Source organism: Micromonospora sp. WMMD712, assembly GCF_029581295.1.
Lineage (GTDB): Bacteria > Actinomycetota > Actinomycetes > Mycobacteriales > Micromonosporaceae > Micromonospora > Micromonospora carbonacea.
Genome location: NZ_CP120743.1, coordinates 7549421 through 7568153 on the forward strand (window position 1 = coordinate 7549421; position 18733 = coordinate 7568153).

Annotated in this window: 14 protein-coding genes; 5 read left to right on the plus strand and 9 right to left on the minus strand. The window is 72.5% G+C overall.

Annotation, left to right across the window (positions count from 1 at the left end; translation table 11 throughout):
- The first annotated feature begins 362 nt into the window (after positions 1-362).
- The gene (locus tag O7633_RS32045) at positions 363-2444 is read left to right on the plus strand and encodes a family 43 glycosylhydrolase (RefSeq protein ID WP_282325064.1); all 2082 of its coding nucleotides are present in this window, start codon (positions 363-365) and stop codon (positions 2442-2444) included.
- 62 nt (positions 2445-2506) lie between these two features.
- On the opposite strand, the gene kduD is transcribed toward O7633_RS32045, so the two are convergent.
- The 9 genes from kduD to O7633_RS32090 all read right to left on the minus strand — a co-directional run bounded on the left by kduD (position 2507) and on the right by O7633_RS32090 (position 10761).
- Positions 2507-3268, minus strand: coding sequence for a 2-dehydro-3-deoxy-D-gluconate 5-dehydrogenase KduD (gene kduD, locus O7633_RS32050; RefSeq protein WP_282325065.1), 762 nt, complete (start codon positions 3266-3268; stop codon positions 2507-2509).
- Positions 3265-4290, minus strand: a complete 1026-nt coding sequence (locus O7633_RS32055) for an alcohol dehydrogenase catalytic domain-containing protein (protein ID WP_282325066.1) — start codon at positions 4288-4290, stop codon at positions 3265-3267. The genes kduD and O7633_RS32055 overlap by 4 nt, the downstream gene beginning before the upstream one ends.
- Complete coding sequence (locus O7633_RS32060; RefSeq protein ID WP_282325067.1) at positions 4287-4622, minus strand: L-rhamnose mutarotase; 336 nt, start codon at positions 4620-4622, stop codon at positions 4287-4289. Before O7633_RS32060 ends, O7633_RS32055 begins: the two co-directional genes overlap by 4 nt.
- 1 nt (position 4623) lies before the next feature.
- Complete coding sequence (locus O7633_RS32065) at positions 4624-5529, minus strand: amidohydrolase family protein (RefSeq protein WP_282325068.1); 906 nt, start codon at positions 5527-5529, stop codon at positions 4624-4626.
- Positions 5526-6851, minus strand: coding sequence for an enolase C-terminal domain-like protein (locus O7633_RS32070; RefSeq protein WP_282325069.1), 1326 nt, complete (start codon positions 6849-6851; stop codon positions 5526-5528). The genes O7633_RS32065 and O7633_RS32070 overlap by 4 nt, the downstream gene beginning before the upstream one ends.
- Positions 6852-6939: 88 nt before the next feature.
- On the minus strand, positions 6940-7977 hold the full coding sequence (locus O7633_RS32075; RefSeq protein ID WP_282325070.1) for an ABC transporter permease: 1038 nt from the start codon (positions 7975-7977) through the stop codon (positions 6940-6942).
- The gene (locus tag O7633_RS32080) at positions 7970-9511 is read right to left on the minus strand and encodes a sugar ABC transporter ATP-binding protein (RefSeq protein WP_282325071.1); all 1542 of its coding nucleotides are present in this window, start codon (positions 9509-9511) and stop codon (positions 7970-7972) included. Before O7633_RS32080 ends, O7633_RS32075 begins: the two co-directional genes overlap by 8 nt.
- The gene (locus tag O7633_RS32085) at positions 9508-10578 is read right to left on the minus strand and encodes a sugar ABC transporter substrate-binding protein (RefSeq protein WP_282325072.1); all 1071 of its coding nucleotides are present in this window, start codon (positions 10576-10578) and stop codon (positions 9508-9510) included. The genes O7633_RS32080 and O7633_RS32085 overlap by 4 nt, the downstream gene beginning before the upstream one ends.
- Positions 10579-10623: 45 nt before the next feature.
- Complete coding sequence (locus tag O7633_RS32090) at positions 10624-10761, minus strand: hypothetical protein (RefSeq protein ID WP_282325073.1); 138 nt, start codon at positions 10759-10761, stop codon at positions 10624-10626.
- Positions 10762-11522: 761 nt separating this feature from the next.
- Here O7633_RS32090 and O7633_RS32095 point away from each other — a divergent pair.
- From O7633_RS32095 to O7633_RS32110, 4 genes are all read left to right on the plus strand, one after another.
- Positions 11523-13337 carry an RICIN domain-containing protein gene (locus O7633_RS32095; RefSeq protein ID WP_282325074.1) on the plus strand — a complete coding sequence of 605 codons (1815 nt, stop codon included), beginning with the start codon at positions 11523-11525 and terminating at the stop codon, positions 13335-13337.
- Between the two features lie 157 nt (positions 13338-13494).
- Positions 13495-14691 carry a histidine kinase gene (locus O7633_RS32100; protein WP_282325075.1) on the plus strand — a complete coding sequence of 399 codons (1197 nt, stop codon included), beginning with the start codon at positions 13495-13497 and terminating at the stop codon, positions 14689-14691.
- Positions 14688-15362, plus strand: a complete 675-nt coding sequence (locus O7633_RS32105; protein ID WP_282325076.1) for a response regulator transcription factor — start codon at positions 14688-14690, stop codon at positions 15360-15362. The genes O7633_RS32100 and O7633_RS32105 overlap by 4 nt, the downstream gene beginning before the upstream one ends.
- 162 nt (positions 15363-15524) lie before the next feature.
- On the plus strand, positions 15525-18728 hold the full coding sequence (locus tag O7633_RS32110) for an efflux RND transporter permease subunit (protein WP_282325077.1): 3204 nt from the start codon (positions 15525-15527) through the stop codon (positions 18726-18728).
- Positions 18729-18733 lie beyond the last annotated feature (5 nt).

An 18733-nucleotide genomic window follows, 5' to 3' on the forward strand; every position in this document is an offset into this window, starting at 1 on the left:
CGTCCAGGTACTACTACGAGGCGCTATGCGTTTTCCCTCACCGCTGAGGGAAACGTCGATTGACGTTACTCGGCACAACTCGAAACAACCCGGTTCGCCGCCTGCCCGCAGACGGTGCACAAAGCCTGCCGGGGCGCGCAATCGATGTCAATGCCTGTGCGTGTCGCGGAGCGAACTGGCCGTGACCGTCGACCATGGACCGCCGGTGGGGGAGGTTCCGCTGGCTGCTGCCCCGGGCCGCCGGATGTTACGGCTTGACGTCCGGAGTGTTATCGCACACAGTCAATGTGCTCGATGTGAGCGCTAACAGGAGTTGGTGTCGGCGGCTCCGGCCGCGCATCGACCGTCCACGAAGGAGGGACATGGCACTCATCGGACAGGTCATGCCGGGCGCGCGACGGCGTGGCCGGCTGTCCCGGGTCGCCGCCGCCGTGCTGGCGATGCTGCTCGGCGCGGGGATCGTCGCGGTGGTGCCGTCGGCGGCCGTGGCCGCGACGGTGGACACCACCGCGTGGTACGTGTTGGTGAACCGCAACAGCGGCAAGGCGCTGGACCTGTACAACCAGGCCACCAACGACGGGGCGCGGATCACCCAGTGGACGCGCAACGACGGCGCCTGGCAGCAGTGGCAGTTCGTCGACTCCGGTGGCGGCTACTACCGGCTGAAGTCGCGCCACTCGGGCAAGGTGCTGGACGTCTCCGGCGCGTCGACCGCCGACGGCGCGGCGGTGGTGCAGTGGTCGGACACCAACGGCACCAACCAGCAGTTCCGCCTGGCGGACTCCGCGGGCGGGTACGTGCGGCTGATCGCCCGGCACTCCAACAAGGCAGTGGAGATCCAGAATGCCTCCACCGCCGACGGCGGGAACGTCGTCCAGTACGCCGACTGGGGCGGCAACAACCAGCAGTGGCAGCTCGTCCGCGTCGGCGACGGCGGCAACCCGGGCGGCTCCACGTACACCAACCCGGTCGTCTGGCAGGACTTCGCCGACGTCGACATCATCCGCGTCGGTGACGCCTACTACCTCTCCTCGTCCACCATGCACTACTCCCCGGGCGCGCCCGTGCTGCGCTCGTACGACCTGGTCAACTGGGAGTTCGTGGGGCACTCCGTGCCCCGGCTGGACTTCGGCACCAAGTACGACCTGCCCAGCTCCACCTCCCGCGCCTACGTCAACGGCATCTGGGCGTCGACGCTCAACTACCGCGCCAGCAACGGCACGTTCTACTGGATCGGCTGCATCGACTTCAACAAGTCGTACGTCTACACGTCGACCTCCGTCAGCGGCACCTGGCAGAAGCGCTCGGAGATCAACAACTGCTACTACGACGCGGGGCTGCTGATCGACGACAACGACACGATGTACGTCGCCTACGGCAACAGCACCCTGCACGTGGCGCAGCTGTCGGCGGACGGGCTGAGCCAGGTGCGCACGCAGCAGGTCTACACCACGCCGTCGAACATCGGCACGCTGGAGGGCTCGCGGTTCTACAAGCGCAACGGCTACTACTACATCTTCGTCACCAGGCCGGCCAACGGGCAGTACATCCTGCGCTCGACCAGCCCCTGGGGTCCGTACGAGACGCGGCAGGTGCTGCTGAACATGCCCGGCCCGATCTCCGGCGGCGGCGTGCCGCACCAGGGCGGCCTGGTGCAGACCCAGAACGGCCAGTGGTACTACATGGCCTTCGTCGACGCGTATCCCGGTGGCCGGGTGCCGGCGCTGGCGCCGATCACCTGGACCTCCGACGGCTGGCCGCAGATCCAGACCGTCAACGGCGCCTGGGGCAGCAGCTACCCGTCGCCGCTGCCGGCCCGGCCGGTCGCGCCGATGACCGGCGCGGACACCTTCACCGGCACGACGCTGAGCCCGCAGTGGGAGTGGAACCACAACCCGGACAACACGAAGTGGTCGACCGGCAGCGGGCTGCGCCTGCAGACGGCCACGGTCACCAACGACCTCTACAGCGCCCGCAACACCGCGACCCGGCGCATCCAGGGGCCCACCTCCACCGCCACCATCGAGCTGGACTACTCGACCATGCGCGACGGCGACCGCTCCGGGCTGGCGATGCTCCGTGACTCGTCGGCCTGGATCGGCGTGCGGCGGGACAACGGGGCGACCCGGGTGGTGATGACCAACGGCCTGACCATGGACGGCAGTTGGCGGACCACCAGCACCGGCACCGAGATCGCCAGCGCGGCGGTCAGCGGCGGCCGGATCTGGCTGCGGGCCAAGGCCGACATCAGGCCGGGCAGCGGGCGGCAGGCGTCCTTCTCCTACAGCACCGACGGGGTGAACTTCGTCCCGCTGGGCAACGCGCTGACGTTGAACAACGCCTGGCAGTTCTTCATGGGCTACCGCTTCGCCGTCTTCAACTACGCCACCCAGGCGCTCGGCGGCGCGGTCACCGTCCGCCGGTTCGACCTGACCACCCCGTGACCGACGCCGGGCCGGGGGCGACGCCCCCGGCCCGGTGCCACGTCCTGCCGGCCCTCGGCGGGTCAGCGCGCGAGCCAGCCCCCGTCGACCGGGATGACGGCCCCGTTGACGTACGCGGCCGCGTCGGAGGCGAGGAAGACGGTGGCCCCGGCGAGGTCGTCGGGCCGTCCCCAGCGACCGGCCGGGATCCGCTCCAGGATCGCCCGGTTGCGCTCCGGCTGCTCGCGCAGCGCCCGGGTGTTGTCCGTGTCGATGTAGCCCGGCGCGATCGCGTTGACGTTGACCCCGTGCGGGGCCCACTCGTTGGCCAGCGCCCGGGTCAGCCCGGCGACCGCCGACTTCGCCGCCGCGTAGCCCGGCACCGTCACGCCGCCCTGGAAGCTCAGCATCGACGCCGTGAAGATGATCTTCCCGGTGCCGCGCCGGACCATCTGCCGGCCGACCTCCCGGGCGAGCAGGAACGGTGCGGACAGGTTGACCTCCAGCACGTGGTCCCAGTCCTGCTCGGAGTGCTCGGCGGCGGGGGCGCGGCGGATCGTGCCGGCGTTGTTGACCAGGATGTCGACCGGCCGGGGCGACTGCCCGAGCCGCTCGGCGAGCGCGCGGACGGCGGCGCGGTCGGACAGGTCCGTCCGGTACGCCTCGAACGACCGGCCGTGGGCCGCCACCCGCCGGCCGACCTCGCTGCCGGACTCCTCCAACGCCGCGCTGACGCCGACGATGTCCGCGCCGGCCGCGGCCAGGGCCTCCGCCATGGCCAGGCCGATCCCGCGCCGGCAGCCGGTCACCACGGCCAGCCGGCCGCTCAGGTCGAACGGGTTCACGCCGCACCTCCACAGTCCACGAGGACCTTCACCTCGCCGCCGGCGGCGAGCGCCCGGAACGCCTCGGCCACCTCGGTCAGCGGCACGATCCGGGTGATGAGCCGCTCGGCGGGCACCTGCCCGTCGTGCACCAGCCGGACGGCCTCGACGTAGTCGTCGCGCTCGTACACCCGCACGCCGATCAGCTCCAGCTCGCGCCAGAAGACGCGGTGCAGGTCCACCGCCGGCGGGGTGGGGTGGATCGCCACCACCACCAGCCGCCCGCGCACGGCGAGCAGGTCGGTCGCGGTGCGTACCCCGGCGGCGGAGCCGGACACCTCGAACACCACGGCGGCGCCGGCCCCGCCGGTCGCCTCGTGGACGTGCCGCGCGACGTCGACCGCCGCCGGGTCCAGGGCGTGCAGCCCGAGCTCGGCGGCGAGCGCCCGGCGGTGCGGGTCGAGTTCGAGCACCGTCACCTCGGCGCCGACCGACCTGGCGACCGTGCCGATGAGCAGCCCGACCGGGCCGGCGCCGACGACCACCGCGTGCTCCCCGGCGGCGAGCCGGGAGCGCCGCACGTCGTGGACGGCGACCGCGGTCGGCTCGACCAGCGCGGCGTGGGCCAGGGGCAGGCCCTCGGGCAGCGGCACCAGCAGCCGCGCGGGCACGGTCCAGGAGCGCTGCATCGAGCCGGGCGAGTCGATGCCGACGAAGTTGAGCCGGTGGCAGACGTGGCGGTGGCCCGCGCGACAGGCCGGGCACTCGCCGCACCAGTCCAGCGGCATGACGGTCACCGGCTCGCCCACCCGGTAGCCCTCGACGCCCGCGCCGACCTCGGCGACGCGGCCGGACATCTCGTGGCCGATCACCGCGGGCACCCGGACCCGCCGGTCCATCGCGCCGTGCGCGACGTGCAGGTCCGTGCCGCAGATCCCGGTGTACGCGACGTCGAGGCGCACCTCGCCGGGGCCGGGCGGCACGGGGTCGGTGTCGGCGACGACGAAGGTGTTGTCGCCGACGTACTGCGCGCTGCGGTTCACGACGCCTCCTCGGTCAGGTGCCAGACCTCGTCCATCGGGGCCCACCAGTGCCCCGAGCCGGGCTCGGCGAGCGATTCCTGGCACGGATCGGTCAGCTTCCACCAGGCCCGCGTCTGCGGGTCCTCGGCGATGCGGCGCTGGTCGGCGTCGTGGTCCTCGCCCACGTACTCGTAGTAGCCGAACAGCAGGTCCCGGTGCAGGAAGATGCTGTAGTTGCGGATGTTCGCCTCGCGCAGCCGCCGTTCGACGTCGGGCCAGACGGCGGCGTGCAGCCGCAGGTAGGTCTCGCGGCGATGCGGGCGCAGCCGGATCACCCAGCCGTAGCGTCGCACGTCAGGCCCTTTCCGTCGGGTGTCGTCCCTCGGCGGATGCCGGGGGGAGCTGCGCGACCCGCCGCGCCAGGTCGTAGGCGCGCACGGCGGTGCCGGCGAGGATCTCCTGCCGCTCCGCGGCCGACAGCGGGGGCAGCGCCGCCGCCAACGCCCGGCCCACGCCGGCGTAGTCCGACCGGAGCAGGCAGACCGGCCAGTCCGAGCCGAACATCAGCCGCCGCGGCCCGAACTCCTCGACCGCCACCTCGACGAACGGGCGCAGGTGCTCCGGTGTCCAGTCCGGCCCGGCCTCGGTGACCAGGCCGGACAGCTTGGCGGTGACGTTGGGGCAGGCGGCCAGGTCGGCCAGCGGGCCGCGCCAGCGCCGCAGCCCCGCCCCGCCGGAGTCGATGCGGGGCTTGCCGAGGTGGTCGAGGACGAACCGCAGCTGCGGCACCGCCCGGGCGGCCCGGGCCGCCGCCGGCAGCTGGTCGGCGCGGATCACCAGGTCGAACACGAGCCCGGCGGCGGCGAGCTCGGCGAGCCCGCGCCGCACGTCGGGCCGGTCGAGGTAGCCGGGGTCGGCCTCGCCCTGCACCTGCGAACGCACCCCGGCCAGGTACTCGCCGCCGCGCAGCGCCCGGTAGCGCCCGACGGTGGCGGGCACGTCGCCGGACGCGACGTCGAGCCAGGCCACCACCGCGAGGATGGCCGGGGTGTCGGCGGCGTAGCCGAGGAACTCGGCGGCCTCGTCGGGGTGGCAGCGGCCGCCCTCCACCAGCACGGTGCCGTCGACGCCGGCCGCGGCGAGCTCGGCGGTCAGGTCGGCCGGGGTGAAGGGCCGGCGGATGGTCGCCAGCTCGGGCGCGTCGAGCCAGGCGTAGCCGCGTTCCGGCCGCCACAGGTGGTGGTGCGCGTCGATGATCATGCCGTCGCCGCTTCCGCCGTCGCCGGCCGTCGCGTCCACTGCGGGCCGTCCGGGTAGCGGAAGTCGGTCACGGACGCGGCGACGATCTCCGCGCTCATCCCCGGCGCGGTCGGTGCCAGGTACCGCCCGCCGGTGACCCGCACCGGGTCCACGAAGTGCTCGTGCAGGTGGTCGACGTACTCGATGGCCCGGTCGTCGGCGCTGCCGCTGACCGCGACGAAGTCGAACATGGCCAGGTGCTGCACCAGCTCGCAGAGCCCGACCCCGCCCGCGTGCGGGCAGACCGGCACCCCGAACTTCGCGGCGAGCAGCAGGATCGCCAGGTTCTCGTTGACCCCGGCGACCCGGCACGCGTCGATCTGCACCACGTCGACGGCGTCGGCCTGGAGGAGCTGCTTGAACATCACCGCGTTGTGCACGTGCTCGCCGGTGGCCACCTTCACCGGCGCGAGGGCCTTGCGCACGGCGGCGTGCCCGAGCACGTCGTCCGGCGAGGTCGGCTCCTCGATCCAGTACGGGTCGAACGCGGCCAGCTCGCGCATCCACCGGATCGCGTCCGGCACGCCCCAGATCTGGTTGGCGTCGACCGCGATGCGGATGTCCGGCCCGACGGCCTGCCGGGCGATGCCCATCCGGCGCACGTCGTCGGCCAGGTTCCCGCCGACCTTGAGCTTGATCAGCCCGTACCCGTCGCGCACCGCCTCGGCGCAGAGCCGGGCCAGCTTCTCGTCGTCGTAGCCCAGCCAGCCCGGGGTCGTGGTGTACGCCGGGTAGCCCTCGGTGAGCAGCCGGCGCTCCCGTTCGGCCCGGCCGGCGGCGGCGGCCCGCAGCAGCGCGAGCGCCTCGTCCTCGGTGAGGGCGTCGCGCAGGTAGCGGAAGTCGACCTGGGCGACGAGCTGCTCCGGGGTGAGGTCGGCGAGCAGCTTCCACAGCGGCTTGCCCGCCCGCCGGGCGGCGAGGTCCCACACCGCGTTGACCAGGCCGCCGGCCGCCATGTGCACGACGCCCTTCTCCGGGCCCAGCCAGCGGATCTGGCTGTCGCCGACGAGCCGGCGGGCCAGCGCGCCCGGATCGGCGACCAGCGCGTCGACCGGCTGGCCGACCACCATCGGGGCGAGCGACTGGACGGCCGCGACCTGGATCTCGGTGCCGCGGCCCACCGTGAAGACGAGGCCGTGGCCCGTGGCCCCCGCCGAGGTCCGCAGGATCACGTACGCCGCGGAGTAGTCCGGGAACGGGTTCATCGCGTCCGACCCGTCGCGGTGCCGGGAGGTGGGGAATCGTACGTCGATGGTGGCTACGGACGTGATGCGCTCGGTCACCGCAACTCCTGGGGTAGAACGTCGGCCGGTTTCCGCCCGGCTCGTGGGGTCTGCCTCGTGACGGGCCCGACCGGCGGGCCGGGTCGCCTCACGTCTGCGCCTTGCCCCCGGTGATGCGGGAGACCACCAGGGCCACCAGGATGACGGCGCCGTTGAGGAAGTTCGTCCACTGCGCGGGCACCCCCGCCAGGGTCAACACGTTGATGATCATGAATAAAAGTAGCACGCCGGTGAAGGCGCCGAACACGGTTCCCCTGCCGCCGTTGAGGCTGACGCCGCCGATCACCGCCGCCGCGAAGACCTGGAAGATCGCGCCGCTGCCCTGGGCCGACGGCACCGCCGCGAGCCGTCCGCTGATCAGCAGGCCGGCGAGCGCCGCGAGCACGCTGGCCACGACGAGCGCGATCCACAGCACCCGGTCGGTGCGGATGCCCGCCGCGCGCGCCGCGTCCTCGTTGCCGCCGATCGCGTACAGCGCCCGGCCGGCGCGGGTGTGCCCGAGGACCACGATCCCGGCGGCGAACAGCAGCAGCGACACCCAGATCGAGGCCGGCGCACCGAACCAGCTCGCCGAGCCCAGGTACGTCATCGACCCGGGCAGCGCGAAGAAGGTCTGTCCGCCGGAGATGCCGGTGAGCAGCCCGCGCAGGATGATGAGCATGCCCAGCGTCACGATGAAGCCGTTGAGGCCGAACCGGACGATGAGCAGCCCGTTGAACGCGCCGACGAGGGCGCCGACGAGCAGGACCACCGGGATCGCCCAGCCGTCCGGCAGCACGCCGAGCCCGAGCCCCCGGGTGAGCGCGGGGTCGACGATCAGCCAGGCGGCGATGCCGGGCGCCAGGCCGAAGGTGGACTCCAGCGACAGGTCCATCCTGCCGGTGATCAGCACGATGGTCTGGGCGAGGACCAGGATGGCGATCTCCGACATGCTCTGCAGCACGTTGATGATGTTGTCGGAGCTGAGGAAGACCGGGTTGACGATCGACCCGACGACCGCGACCGCGATGATCGCCGGCACCAGCGCCAGGTCCCGCAGCCGGGCGACGACCAGGCTCCGCGACGGCGCGCGCGCCGGCGGGGGCACCGGGGACGACGCCGTGGCGGTGGACAGCGTGTCAGACATGGTGGAGGTCCACCCCTTCCATGGCGGCTACCAGATCGTTGTCGCTCCAGCCGTGGGCCATCTCGCCGACGACCCGGCCCTGGAACATCACCAGCACGCGGTCGCAGATCCGCAGGTCGTCGAGCTCGTCGGAGACCACCAGCACGGTGCTGCCCCGGCCGCGCACCTGCTCGACGACGCCGAGGAGGGTCTGCTTGGACCGCACGTCGACCCCGGCGGTCGGCGTGACGAGGACCAGCACCCGGGGGCCGCTGGCCAACGCCCGGCCCATCACGACCTTCTGCTGGTTGCCGCCGGAGAGCTCCGAGACCGGCACCTGCGGCCCGGCCGTCTTGATCGCCAGGTCGGCGATCGTGTCCCGGGCCAGGGCGTCGCGCCGGGCCGACGAGATGAGGCCGTACCGCCCGACGCGGCGCGGCACGGTCATCGTGACGTTCTCCGCGATGGACAGCGCCGGCACCAGGCCCTCCCGGTGCCGGTCCTGCGGCACCAGCCCCACGCCCGCGTCGAGCGCGTCGGGCACGCTGCCCGGCCGCAGCGCCCGGCCACCGACGGCGACCGTCCCGCCCGCCGGGCGGGCCAGACCGACGATCGCCTCGGCGACCTCCACCTTGCCGCTGCCGCCGCCACCGGCGATGCCGACGACCTCCCCCACCCGGGCCTCAAGCGACAGCCGCGCGCCGGACGAGGTGACCAGGTCACGCACCGACAGCAGCACCGGCGCGTCGGACGCCAGCCGCCGGTGTTCGGCCTCCGGCATCGTCACGTCCTCGCCGGTCATCGCGGCCACCAGCGCCTGCCGGCTCAACCCGGCCACGTCCGCGGTGACGACGTGCCGGGCGTCGCGGAAGACCGTCACCCGGTCGCAGAGCTCGTAGATCTCCTGGAGGTGGTGGCTGATGAACAGGAACGTCACCCCGTGGGCCCGCAGGTCCCGGATCCGGGCGAACAGCCGGCTGATGCCGGCGGCGTCGAGCTGGGCGGTCGGCTCGTCGAGGATGATGAACCGGGCCCCGAAGGAGAGCGCCCGGGCGATCTCCACGAACTGCCGCTGCTCGACGGTGAGCGTCGACGCCGGCTGGCGCACGTCGACGTCGACCGACCACGCCGCGAGCAGCTGCTCCGCCTCCCGCCGCAGGCCCGACCAGCGGATCAGCCCGCTGCGGCCCCGCGCGTGCCGGTTGAGGAACAGGTTCTCCGCCACGGTGAGGGTGGGGATGATCGTCGACTTCTGGTAGACGCACGCCACCCGCTGCCGCCAGGCGTCGCGGTCACCCAGCAGCGGGGCCGGACGGCCGTCGAAGGCCACCGCGCCGGAGTCGGCGGCCTGCAACCCGGTGAGGATGCTCACCAGCGTCGACTTGCCGGCGCCGTTGCGCCCCACCAGGGCGTGCGTCTCGCCGCGGCGGACCAGGATGCCCGCCCCGGACAGCGCGAGCGTGGACCCGAAGCGCTTGGTGATGTCCACGGCCTCGACGACGGGCTGGCCGTCGCCGGCCGGCCCGTCGCCGGGGCGGTGCGGGGCGGCACTCATGCGTTGCGGCCCCACAGCGACGCGTCGTCGAACTTCACGGTGGGCTGCCCCGCGACCGGCGCGCCGTCCAGCGTCACCAGCGGCGCGGGGAGCTGGTCCTCCAGCAGGCCGTCGCGCACCTGGATGATGGTGCTGCCGTGCGGGGTGGGGCCCGGCTGGAACGTCCTGCCCTCGATCGCCGCCTTGACGTACTCCAGCCCGTACCTGGCGTACAGGTCGGCCGGCTGGCTGACGGTGGCGTCGATCAGGCCGTCGCCGATGTTCTTCAGCTCCTCGGGGATGCCGTCGTTGGAGACGACGAAGACGTGCCGGGGGTCGGTCGGCGGCACCTGGAGGCCGCGCTGCTTGAGGATCTGCAACGTGCCCGACAGCGCGAACGAGGACTGCATGTAGATGCCCTTGACGTCCGGGTCCGACGCGAAGCGGGTCTGTAGCTTCGACGCCGCCACGTCGGCCTTCCAGTCGGTGGCCTCGCCGAACACGGTGATGCCGGGGAAGTCCTTGCGCATGCACTCGTTGAACGCCTCGGTGCGGTCCCGGCCGTTGATCGAGTCCAGGCCGCCCTGGAGCATCACGACCTTGCCCTTGCCGCCCAGCTTGGCGCCGAGGAACTGGCACGCCTTGGTGCCGTAGGCGCGGTTGTCCGCGCGCACCACCATGAACACCCTGCCGGTGTCCGGCCGGGTGTCGATGGTGACCACCGGGATCTTGCGGCTCTCGAACTGGGCCAGGGTCGGCGCGATGGCTGCGGTGTCCTGCGGGGCCATCACCACCCCCTTGACGCCCTGGCTCAGGAAGGTCTGCGCGTTGGAGATGAGGTTGGCGATGTCGTTCTGCGAGTTGGTGGTCTTCAGCTCGACGCCCAGCTCCTCGGCGGACTTCGGCACGTAGGTGATGTACGAGTTCCAGAAGTCGGTGTCCGAGCGGGGGTAGTCGACCCCGACGAGCGGCCGGCCGCCGCCCGCGCCGGCCCCGTCGCCCGCCTGGTCACCGCAGCCGGCGGTGAGGGCCGCCGTCGCGCCGAGCAGCAACGTCAGCCCCGTACCCAGCAGGTTTCTTCGGTTCATCGTGTCCTCTCCATCTCTCCGGTGGTGGGCGGCGCGCCGCGGGGATCAGGCGGTGGTGACGGTCCAGAGCGGGTTGCCGCCGCCGTCGTGGCCGGTGTCGGCGTTGACGCTGGCCGGCGCGGTGCCGGTGGGCCGGCCCAGGGCGGCCAGCAGCGAACGTTGGGAGAGCGAGGGGCGGGACATGATGCTCCCTCCAGCGGCGGAGTGGGGCGGCAGCGGTGTGGTGGCGTGCCTCACGGCCAAGACGTCAGACGTTAAAGGTTTCCGATGCGTAACGTCAATGCGCGTCGGCGCTCTCAAGGGCCCGCGTCTGGGGCGCTTTCCCGGCCGGGTTGCGGGCCTGCGCCCCACAGGCATCAGACCAATACCCGCGGCACCCGTCGGGCGGCGGGGTGTCGGCCGCGCTGCGCGCGGCGGCCGTATGAACGTTAACATCGAGGGCCTTCATCTTCACCCCGGTCGCCCCGGGTTCACGCGACGCGGCGCGCGTGGAGGTTCCGGCGCGGCGGGCCGCCTCCCGTGGCCTCGTGTGAGCGATAACATCGCGGTGTCGGCGATGGAGGGCTGCCTGTCGGCCCCGATTTCGGGGCGTGGGTGGAAGTCCGGTAGGTGGGCGAGGTTTCCGCCACGCATCCACGCCGTTAAATCTTGACGAGCGGCTATGTGATCGCTCACAGTGGGGAAACGCCGGCCGGCACGCTCGCGGCGGACGACGGACACCGCCGCCCGCCGCGTCGACGGGACCGTCCTCCGGGTCGCCGACCTGGCCCGCTCGGGCCGGTCTCCGTTGCGCGCGCACGGGTTCCCCGGCCGACGCCTGCGCCAGCGGGGCGACCAGCTCTCCCGCCACGAGACCGCCACCGTCGCCGAGAGGGGGAACGCGACCCGCCCGGTCGGCTGCCGGCCGCGCCGACAGCCCCGCACGCCACCACCAGGAGATGACGATGACAGTCGCAAGCCCATCCGTGACCCGGGCCCGGATCAGACGCGCCGGCGCCTGGCTCGTGAGCCTCTTCCTGATCGCCACGCTGCTCCCGGCGAGCCCGGCGCGGGCCGACAATCCGATCGTGCAGACGATCTATACGGCGGATCCTGCGCCGTTGGTCTACAACGGTCGGATCTATCTCTATACCGGCCACGACGAGGATGGGTCGACGTATTTCACGATGAAGGACTGGCGGGTGTTCTCGTCGGCGGACATGGTGAACTGGACTGATCATGGTTCGCCGATGAGTCTGGCGACGTTCTCGTGGGCGGAGGCGGACGCGTGGGCGGGGCACGTCGTGGCGCGGAACAACAAGTTCTACTGGTATGTGCCGGTGAAGCAGCGTGGTGGTGGGATGGTGATCGGTGTCGGGGTGGCTGACAGTCCGACGGGGCCGTTCCGGGATGCGATCGGTCGGCCGTTGGTGGGTAACGGTGAGATCGATCCGAACGTGATGATCGACGATGACGGGCAGGCGTACCTGTACTGGGGTAATCCGAACCTGTGGTATGTGAAGTTGAACGCGGACATGGTGTCGTATGCGGGGAGTCCGACGAAGATTCCGTTGACCACGGCGGGGTTCGGGACGCGGACGGGTAACGCGTCGCGGCCGACCCTGTATGAGGAGGGGCCGTGGGTGTACAAGCGTAACGGCATGTACTACAACGTGTTCGCGGCGGAGTGTTGTTCGGAGTTCATCGGTTACTCGACGGCGCCGGGTCCGACGGGGCCGTGGACGTATCGGGGGACGGTGATGCCGCGGCAGGGCGGGAGCTTCACGAACCACCCGGGGGTGATCGACTTCAACGGGGGGTCGTATTTCTTCTATCACAACGGGGCGTTGCCGGGTGGGGGTGGTTACACCCGGTCGGTGGCGGTGGAGAAGTTCTCCTACCGTAGTGACGGGACGATCCCGAGCATGAACATGACCACCACGGGTGCGCCGCAGATCGGGACGTTGAATCCGTATGTGCGGCAGGAGGCGGAGACGATCGCCTGGTCGGTGGGGGTGGAGACGGAGCCCGCCAGTGAGGGCGGGATGAACGTGGGTTTCCTCAACAACGGTGACTACGTCAAGGTGAAGGGGGTGGCGTTCGGGTCGGGCGCGGCGTCGTTGAGCGCGCGGGTGGCCTCGGCCGGCAGTGGAGGCACGATCGAGGCGCGGTTGGGCAGCCCGACGGGCACCCGGGTCGCCGCGTGCACGGTGCCGGTCACGGGTGGGTGGCAGACGTGGCAGACGGTGTCCTGCCCGGTGACCGGCGCGACCGGCACCCAGGACCTGTACCTACGGTTCGTCGGCGGCAGCGGCAACCTGTTCAACCTCAACTGGTGGCAGTTCACCGCCGGCACCGGCGCCGGCACGTCCTACCGCGTCACCAACCGCAACAGCGGCCAGGTCATCGACGTGCAGGCGCCCAACCTGAACGACCTGGCCGTCATCGGCCAGTGGACCAGCAACGGCAACCCCTGGCAGCAGTGGCGGTTCAACGACGCCGGCAACGGCAACGTCACCCTCCAGAGCGTCAACAGCGGAAAGTGCGTCGACGTGGTCAACGCCTCGACCGCGGACGGCGCGCAGATCGTCCAGTACACCTGCCACGGTGGGGCCAACCAGACCTTCACCTGGCGGTCGACCGGTGACGGCTACTACCAGCTGGTCAACCTGAACAGCGCCAAGTGCCTCAACGTGGTCGGCGGCTCGACCACCCCGGGCGCGGCCCTGGAACAGCGCGCCTGCGGCTCCGCGACCAGCATGCAGTGGTCCCGCGCCTGACGGCCGGAGACCCGCCCCCGGTGGGGCCGACGCCGATCCGCCGCGCCGGCCCCGCCGGGGCACCCCGCGCCCGCCGTCCGCTACCACGGCTGCGGTAGGCGGGCCTACCACGCTCGGCAGACGCCGGTGGGCCGGGCCGCCCGGTAATGTGATCTTCATGGACGAACCGGGCGCTCACCAGTCGCCGGCCTGGTGGCGGACGCACCCGCGCGCACCCGACGCGCTGCTCGGCGCGGCCGTCGCGGCGCTGATGCTCGTCATGACGCTCGTCGGGCGGCCAGGGGAGACCGAGGGCCGCCCGTTGGCCTGGCCCGACGCGTTGGTCGCCGGAGCCGCCTTCACGCTGGTGCTGGTGCGCCGCCGGTGGCCGCTGCCCGTCCTCGCCGTCTCGGCCCTGCTCGCCGCCGGCGCCGTCGCCGTCGGCGGGCAACCCCCGGCCTTCCTCGTGGTGACCGCCGTCGCCGCCTACACCGTCGCGGCGCACACCAACCGACCCACGGCCTGGCTCGCCGGCGGGGGCGCGGCGACCGTCGTGTACGGCGCGGCCGTCGCCTGGACCGGCGAGGGCTGGCTCGGCCCGCCGCTCGGCGTGGCCGCCTGGATCGGCATGGCCACCGCGATCGGCGACGCCGCCCGCATCCGCCGCGCGTACGTGTCCGCCGTCGAGGAGCGCGCCCGCCGCGCCGAGCGGACCCGCGAGGAGGAGGCCCGCCGCCGGGTCGCCGAGGAGCGGGTGCGGATCGCCCGTGACCTCCACGACGTCGTCGCGCACCACATCGCGGTCATCAACGTGCACGCCGGGCTGGCCGAGCACAGCGTGCACACCCGTCCCGACCAGGCGGCGGCCTCGGTGGCACACGTACGACAGGCGGCCAGGACCGTGCTCGACGAACTGGCCACCATCCTCGCCCTGCTGCGGCAGAACGGCGACGCCGACGCGCCCACCGAACCGGTGCGCGGCCTGGCGCAGCTCGGGGAACTGCTGGACTCCGTCGCCGCCGCCGGCCTGCGGGTCGAGCACCAGCAGGTCGGCCAGGCGCGGCCGCTGCCCGCCGCGATCGACCAGGCCGCGTACCGGATCGTGCAGGAGGCGCTCACCAACGCGCACAAGCACGGCACCGGTGACGTGGCCGGCCTGCGGGTCGAGTACCGCCCCGACGACCTGGTCGTCGATGTCGGCAACCCCACCGTCTCCGGCGGCCGGCGGCCTGACGCCACCGGCCACGGCCTGATCGGCATGCGTGAACGCGCCGTCGCCGTCGGCGGCAGCCTCGCCGCCGGGCCCGCGGGCCCGCGCCGTTTCCACGTCCGAGCCGTGCTGCCCAGCACGGCACGCCCCGGAGGCACCCCGTGACCATTCGCGTGCTCCTCGCCGACGACCAGGCCCTGATCCGCACCGGCCTGCGCGGCATCATCGAATCCGCGCCCGATCTCGAGGTGGTCGCGGAGGCGGCCAGCGGCCGCGAGGCGGTCCGGCTGGCCAGGTCGGCGCGTGCCGACGTGGTGCTCATGGACATCCGCATGCCGGAGGTCGACGGCCTCCAGGCGACGCAGCTCATCACCGCCGACGAGGACCTGGCGGGGGTGCGGGTGCTCATCCTCACCACGTTCGAGCTCGACGAGTACGTCCTGGGGGCGCTGCGGGCCGGGGCGAGCGGGTTCCTCGGCAAGGGGGCCACCCCCACCGAACTGATCGAGGCGATCCGAACCGTCGCCAACGGCGACGCGCTGCTGTCCGGGAAGGCCACCCGGGCGCTGATCGCCCGGTTCCTCACCAGCGGCGACCCCGCCCCGCCGGACACCACCGTGCTCGACGTGCTCACCGACCGGGAGCGGGAGGTCCTCGCCCTGGTCGCCCTCGGCCTGTCGAACGACGACATCGCCACCCGGCTGCACCTCGCGTCCTCCACCGCCAAGACGCACGTCAACCGCGCCATGACCAAGCTCGGCGTGCGGGACCGGGCCCAGTTGGTCGTGGTCGCCTACCAGAGCGGGTTGGTCAGGCCCGGGGACGCCACCCCGTAGGGGGCGGGGGCCTAGCCGGCGGTACGGCGATGGGTGGGAATACCACGTTTGTGGTAGTGGACCGACCGCGGCTGGACGATGCCGACCGGCCCCGTCCGCCCGGAGACTTTCGCCAGGCGCCCCGCGCGCCACGGAGTCGTCTAGCCGCGAGCGAGGTCGCTGGTGTTGTTCCTGTCCCGGGTCAGTCTTGCGAACCGGAGGCTGGTGGCTCTGCTCACCGCCCTCCTCGTCGCCCTGGGGATCTACGTGATCCCGTCGCTCAAGCAGCAGCTGCTGCCCGACCTGTCCTTCCCCGCCGTGACCGTGGTCGCCGGCTACCCCGGCGCGCCGCCGGAGGTCGTGGAGGAGCAGGTCACCGGCCCGATCGAGAAGGCCGTCGAGGGCATCGACGGGGTGGAGAGCACCACCTCGACCTCGCAGCAGGGCTCGGTGCAGGTGATGATCTCGTTCTCCTTCGACAGCGACATCGACCAGGCCGCCACCGACGTCGAGCAGGCCGTCTCGAAGATCTCCTCCACGCTGCCGGCCGGCGTCGACCCGCAGGTGCTCACCGGCAGCACGGCGGACCTGCCGACGATGGTCCTGGCCGCCACCTCCGACGGCGACCAGCACGCGCTCGCCGCCGCCCTCGACGAGAAGGTCGTGCCGGCGCTGCGGGCGGTCGACGGCGTCAACGACGTCGCCATCTCCGGCGTACGCGACCAGGTCGTGACCGTCACGCCGGACACCGCCGCCCTGACCAGGGCCGGGCTGACCACGCAGTCGATCGTCACCGCGCTGGGCACCCTCGGCGGCACCTCGTCGGCCGGGCAGATCACCTCCGACGGGCGCAACCTCAGCCTGGCCGTCGGCCGGCCGGTCACCTCGCTGAGCCAGATCCAGGGCCTGTGGCTGTCGCCGACCGCGTCCGCCGCCGGCCCGGCCGTCGGCCGTCCGGGGGCGGGACAGGGCGGCGCCGCACCCGCACCGGCGGCCCCGTCCGGCGCCGCTGCGGGCAAGCCCGTGCAGCTCGAGCAGGTCGCGACCGTGGCTCTCACCGATGCCCCCGTCACGTCGATCACCCGCACGGACGGCAAGCCCAGTCTCGGCATCTCCCTCACCATGGACCACGGCGGCAGCAGCCCGAACATCTCCGACGAGGTCCGCGACCAGCTGCCGCAGCTGCAGGACGCCCTCGGCGACGACGCCCGCCTCGTCGTCGTCTCCGACTCGGGGCCGGGGGTCAAGGAGGCGGTCAACGGCCTCGTCGAGGAGGGCGCGCTGGGCCTGCTCATGGCGATCCTCGTCATCGTGCTGTTCCTGCGCTCGGCCCGCGCCACCGTGGTCACCGCCGTGTCCATCCCGCTGTCGCTGCTCGTCGCGCTCATCGCGGTGTGGCAGCGCGACTACTCGCTGAACATCCTCACCCTCGGCGCCCTGACCATCGCCGTTGGCCGCGTCGTGGACGACTCCATCGTGGTCCTGGAGAACATCAAACGCCATCTCGGCTACGGCGAGGACCGGCGCGCGGCGGTGCTGACCGCCGTCCGCGAGGTCGCCAGCGCCGTCACCTCGTCCACGCTCACCACCGTGGCGGTGTTCCTGCCGATCGCACTGGTCGGCGGGTTCGTCGGCGAGCTGTTCGGATCCTTCTCGATCACCGTCTCCGCCGCGATGCTCGCCTCGCTGCTGGTGTCGCTCACCGTCGTGCCGGTGCTGGCGTACTGGTTCCTGAAGGCACCCGCAGACGCTGCCGGCGTGCCGGCCGACGAGTACCGCGCCCGGGTGGAGGAACACGAGCGGCGTGGCCTGCTGCCGCGCGTCTACCTGCCGGTCATTCGCTGGGCGGTCGGCCACCGCAAGACCGTGCTGGCCGGGGCGCTGGCCCTGCTGGCCGCCACGGTCGTGCTGGCCGGGAGCCTGAAGACCACCTTCATCGGCGACTCCGGCGAGGACTCCATCGGGGTAACCCAGACCCTCCCGGCCGGCACCGACCTGGCCACGACCGACGCGGCGGCGAAGAAGGTCGAGACCGCCCTGGCCTCGGTCGACGGCGTGGAGTCGTACCAGGTGGTGATCGGTTCGTCCGGCGGGTTCTTCGGCTCGCGTAGCGCCAGCAACGTCTCGTACACCCTCAACCTGGCCGACGACGCGGACAGCGCCACGGTCGGCGACGCGGTGCGCGACCGGCTCGCGGAGATCACCGACGCGGGTGAGCTGAAACTCGGCGGCGGTGGCGGCCCCGGCGGCGACAGCACCATCTCGGTGTCGATCCGGGCCGACGACGACCAGGCCCTGAGCCAGGCCACCCGGCAGGTGCAGGAGGCCCTGGCCGGCGTCTCGCAGGTCACCGACGTGGAGAGCGACCTCAGCGAGAGCGCGCCGCAGATCAGCATCGTGCCCGACGGTCAGGCCGCCGCCCGCTACGGGCTGAGCACCACCGCGATCGTCTCGGCGCTGCGGCAGTCCGTCGAGGGGAGCACCGTCACCCAGGTCACCCTCGACGGCGCGGCGCGCGACGTGCTCGTGCGGACGGCAGACGCCACGCCGGACAGCCTCGCCGAGGTCAAGGCGCTGGTGCTGCCCGCTGGCACCGCGACCGTACGCCTGGACCAGGTCGCCACCGTCAGCCGCGTCGACGGGCCCGTGCAGCGCACCCACGTCGACGGCGAGCGGACGAACACCGTGACCGCGACCCCGGTCGGCGACGACACCGGCGCGGCCAGCAGCGCGGTCACCGACCGGCTCGACGCCCTGACCCTGCCCGCCGGTTCGAGCTACGAGATCGGCGGTGTCACCGCCGACCAGAGCGAGGCGTTCTCGCAGCTCATCCTGGCCATGGCCGCCGCCGTCGCCCTGGTGTTCCTGATCCTGGTGGGCGTGTTCCGCAGCATCCGCCAGACCCTGATCCTGCTGGTGTCCATCCCGTTCGCGTTCGTCGGCGCGTTCGCCCTGCTGCTGGTCACCGGCACGCCGCTGGGCGTCGCCGCGCTCATCGGCATCCTGATGCTGATCGGCATCGTCGTCACCAACGCCATCGTGCTGATGGACCTGATCAACCAGTACCGCGAGCGGGGCATGAGCGTCGCCGAGGCGGTCGTGGAGGGCGGTCAGCGCCGGCTGCGCCCGATCCTGATGACGGCCCTGGCGACCATCTTCGCCCTCCTGCCGATGGCGCTGGGCATCACCGGCGCGGGCGCGTTCATCTCCACCCCGCTGGCCGTCGTCGTCATCGGCGGCCTCGTCACCTCCACCCTGCTCACCCTGGTCCTGATCCCGGTTCTCTACACGATGGTCGAGGGCCGCCGGGAACGCCGCCAAGCCCGCCGGAGCAGCCCCGCGCCGCAGCCGGGGACCGTGGCCGAGGAGCCGGTCCCGGTCGCCTGAGGCCG

What these genes read in the sequence shown, in the direction of transcription:
- O7633_RS32100 (WP_282325075.1), top strand. Translation starts at nt 13,495, where the DNA reads ATGGACGAACCGGGCGCTCACCAGTCGCCGGCCTGGTGGCGGACGCAC.
- O7633_RS32075 (WP_282325070.1), bottom strand. Translation starts at nt 7,977, where the DNA reads ATGTCTGACACGCTGTCCACCGCCACGGCGTCGTCCCCGGTGCCCCCG.
- O7633_RS32045 (WP_282325064.1), top strand. Translation starts at nt 363, where the DNA reads ATGGCACTCATCGGACAGGTCATGCCGGGCGCGCGACGGCGTGGCCGG.
- O7633_RS32080 (WP_282325071.1), bottom strand. Translation starts at nt 9,511, where the DNA reads ATGAGTGCCGCCCCGCACCGCCCCGGCGACGGGCCGGCCGGCGACGGC.
- O7633_RS32065 (WP_282325068.1), bottom strand. Translation starts at nt 5,529, where the DNA reads ATGATCATCGACGCGCACCACCACCTGTGGCGGCCGGAACGCGGCTAC.
- O7633_RS32095 (WP_282325074.1), top strand. Translation starts at nt 11,523, where the DNA reads ATGACAGTCGCAAGCCCATCCGTGACCCGGGCCCGGATCAGACGCGCC.
- O7633_RS32085 (WP_282325072.1), bottom strand. Translation starts at nt 10,578, where the DNA reads ATGAACCGAAGAAACCTGCTGGGTACGGGGCTGACGTTGCTGCTCGGC.
- O7633_RS32090 (WP_282325073.1), bottom strand. Translation starts at nt 10,761, where the DNA reads ATGTCCCGCCCCTCGCTCTCCCAACGTTCGCTGCTGGCCGCCCTGGGC.